The sequence below is a fragment of the Actinophytocola sp. genome (assembly GCF_035712165.1).
Lineage (GTDB): Bacteria > Actinomycetota > Actinomycetes > Mycobacteriales > Pseudonocardiaceae > DASYTH01.
In genome coordinates this window covers 1-2,173 of record NZ_DASTBH010000543.1, presented here as the reverse complement: position 1 = coordinate 2,173, position 2,173 = coordinate 1, and the positions used below count along the sequence as shown (strand labels likewise).

3 protein-coding genes are annotated in these 2,173 nt (G+C 72.9%); all 3 read left to right on the top strand.

The window, feature by feature from the left end; genetic code table 11:
* Window positions 1-347 precede the first annotated feature (347 nt).
* A complete protein-coding gene (locus VFO68_RS30800) occupies window positions 348-1,586 on the top strand; it encodes an MFS transporter (RefSeq protein WP_325161927.1) in 1,239 nt (412 codons plus the stop codon).
* The gene (locus VFO68_RS30795; RefSeq protein ID WP_325161926.1) at window positions 1,583-1,780 is read left to right on the top strand and encodes an MbtH family protein; all 198 of its coding nucleotides are present in this window, start codon (window positions 1,583-1,585) and stop codon (window positions 1,778-1,780) included. The genes VFO68_RS30800 and VFO68_RS30795 overlap by 4 nt, the downstream gene beginning before the upstream one ends.
* An 18-nt stretch (window positions 1,781-1,798) precedes the next feature.
* Window positions 1,799-2,173, top strand: a 375-nt coding sequence (locus VFO68_RS30790; protein ID WP_325161925.1) for an FAD-dependent oxidoreductase, incomplete at its 3' end; no start/stop codon positions are given.

Here is a 2,173-nt window from a genome sequence, read left to right as displayed (position 1 = left end):
GCGCGGCACGGTGGCGGGTGCGGGGCGCCGATGGTTCGGCTGGATTTGGCAACTCGCGTGCTGGAGCGGGGGACTCGCCGAACGTTGGCTGTGTTGCTTGGCGAGTCCCCCCTTCCAGCCCGGCGAGTTGCCATTTCCAGTCCGGCGAGTCGCCCCTCGCCCGGCACTCGGGTACCGCGACCGCCCACCCGGCCCGGCCTCGCAGCCGCCTGCCGCCGGGCCGCGCCGCGGGCGCGGCACGGTGGCGGGTGCGGGGCGCCGATGGTTCGGCTGGAGTTGGCAACTCGGGTGCTGGAAACGGGGACTCGCGGGTTGGGTGGCGGTTCGTTATCGGGGGTGGGGGAGCGGTGAGTGGGTCGTTGTCGTTGTCGCGGAACCGGAACTATCGGATTCTGTGGGGGTCGCAGGTTCTGTCCGAGGTGGGGTTCAACGCCTCGCTGATCGCGCTGCCGTTGCTGGTGTTGGCGGTGACCGGGTCGGCGGCGGCCTCGGGCCTGGTACTGGCGGCCGATGCGCTGGCGCAGCTGATCGCCGGGCTGCCGGCGGGTGCACTGGTGGACCGGTGGGACCGGCGCAAGGTGATGCTGGGGTGTGAGGCCATCCAGTCGCTGGCGCTGGCCAGCCTGGTGGGGGCGCTGTGGTGGGACGTGGCGTCGGTGTCGCACATGGTGGCCGTCGCCATCGTCATGGGGGTCTGCCGGGCGCTGTTCGAGCCGGCCGAGGACGCCTGCCTGCCCACGGTGGTGCCCGACGAGCAGTTGGCCACCGCGGTCGCGCTGAACACCGGGCGCTCGGCGGTCGGGCAGATGGCCGGGACCGCTGCCGGTGGGTTCCTGTTCGCGATCGGCCGGTGGGTGCCGTTCGCGCTGGACGTGCTCACCCATGCGGTCGCGTTCGTCGCATTACTGTTCCTGCGGGTGCCGCCGCGCACGGTGGCCGCCCGGCCGATCCGGCACCTGGGCCGGGAGATCGGCGCCGGCCTGCGCTGGGTCTGGTCCCGGCGCGAGGTCCGGGTGACCGCGCTGTGCGCCGTGGCCCTCAACCTGTTCTTCAACGCGTTCTACCTGGTGGTGATCGTGCTCGCGCAGAGCCGGGGCGTCCCGGCCGGCGAGATCGGCGTGATGGCGGCGATGCTCGGCGTCGGCGGGATTCTCGGTGCGCTGCTCGCCCCGTTCCTGATCAAGCGGCTCAGCCCGTACCTGTCGATCATCGGGGTGTTCTGGGCGCTGGCCGCGCTCACCCCGCTGGCCGCCGCGCTGGACAGCGGCTACCTGCTCGGCCTGCTGTTCGCCGGGATGGCCCTGCTGGCCCCGACCGCCAACACCACGATCCTGACCCATCAGCTCCTGCTGACCCCGGACGAGCTGCGTGGGCGGCTGTCCGGGGTGATGAGCGTCGTCGCCGGCACGGCGGCGGCGCTCGGTCCCGCGCTGGGCGGCGTGCTCGCCGGCCTGGTCTCGCCCACCCAGGCCGTGCTGGCGTGCGCCGCCGGCCTGACGTTCGTGGCGGTGCTCGTCACCGTCAACCCGACCCTGCGTCGGTATCCCCGTGAGATAACCCAGAGAGAGGAAGTATCCGCGCCATGAAGGACGACATCACCTATCAGGTCCTGGTCAACGACGAGGGTCAGTACTCGCTGTGGCCGGCGAGCCACGAGGTGCCGGCCGGCTGGCGCCCGGACGGTATGACCGGCACCAAGGACGAGTGCTCGGCCCACGTCGACGAGGTCTGGACGGACATGCGGCCGCGTAGCCTGCGGGAACAGATGTCCGGCCAGTGACCCCGGAAGGGGGGAGACGTGCCGACCACCTGTGACGTGGCGGTGGTGGGCGCAGGCATCGCCGGCGCCTCGGTCGCCTACGAGCTCGCCGCCGGCCTGCGGGTGGTGCTCGTCGAGGCGGAGAACACCCTGGCAGCCCACTCCACCGGACGGTCGGCGGCGGTGTACCTGCCGAGCTACGGGACCTCGGCGGTGCGGGCGCTCACCACGGCCAGCGCGCCGCGCTTCGCCGACCTGGCCGGCCGGTTCGCCCTGCCGCCGTTGCTGACTCCCCGGCCGATGCTGTGGGCCGGATTCGACCCGCCGGGCCCGGACGCGGTCCGGGCCATGGTGGACGAACGGGCCGGCGGGCCGGGAGCGCTGGTGGACCTCACGCCGGCCGAGGCGTTGCGG

Coding starts and splice junctions, on each gene's coding strand:
- VFO68_RS30795 (WP_325161926.1), top strand. CDS start 1,583: ATGAAGGACGACATCACCTATCAGGTCCTGGTCAACGACGAGGGTCAG.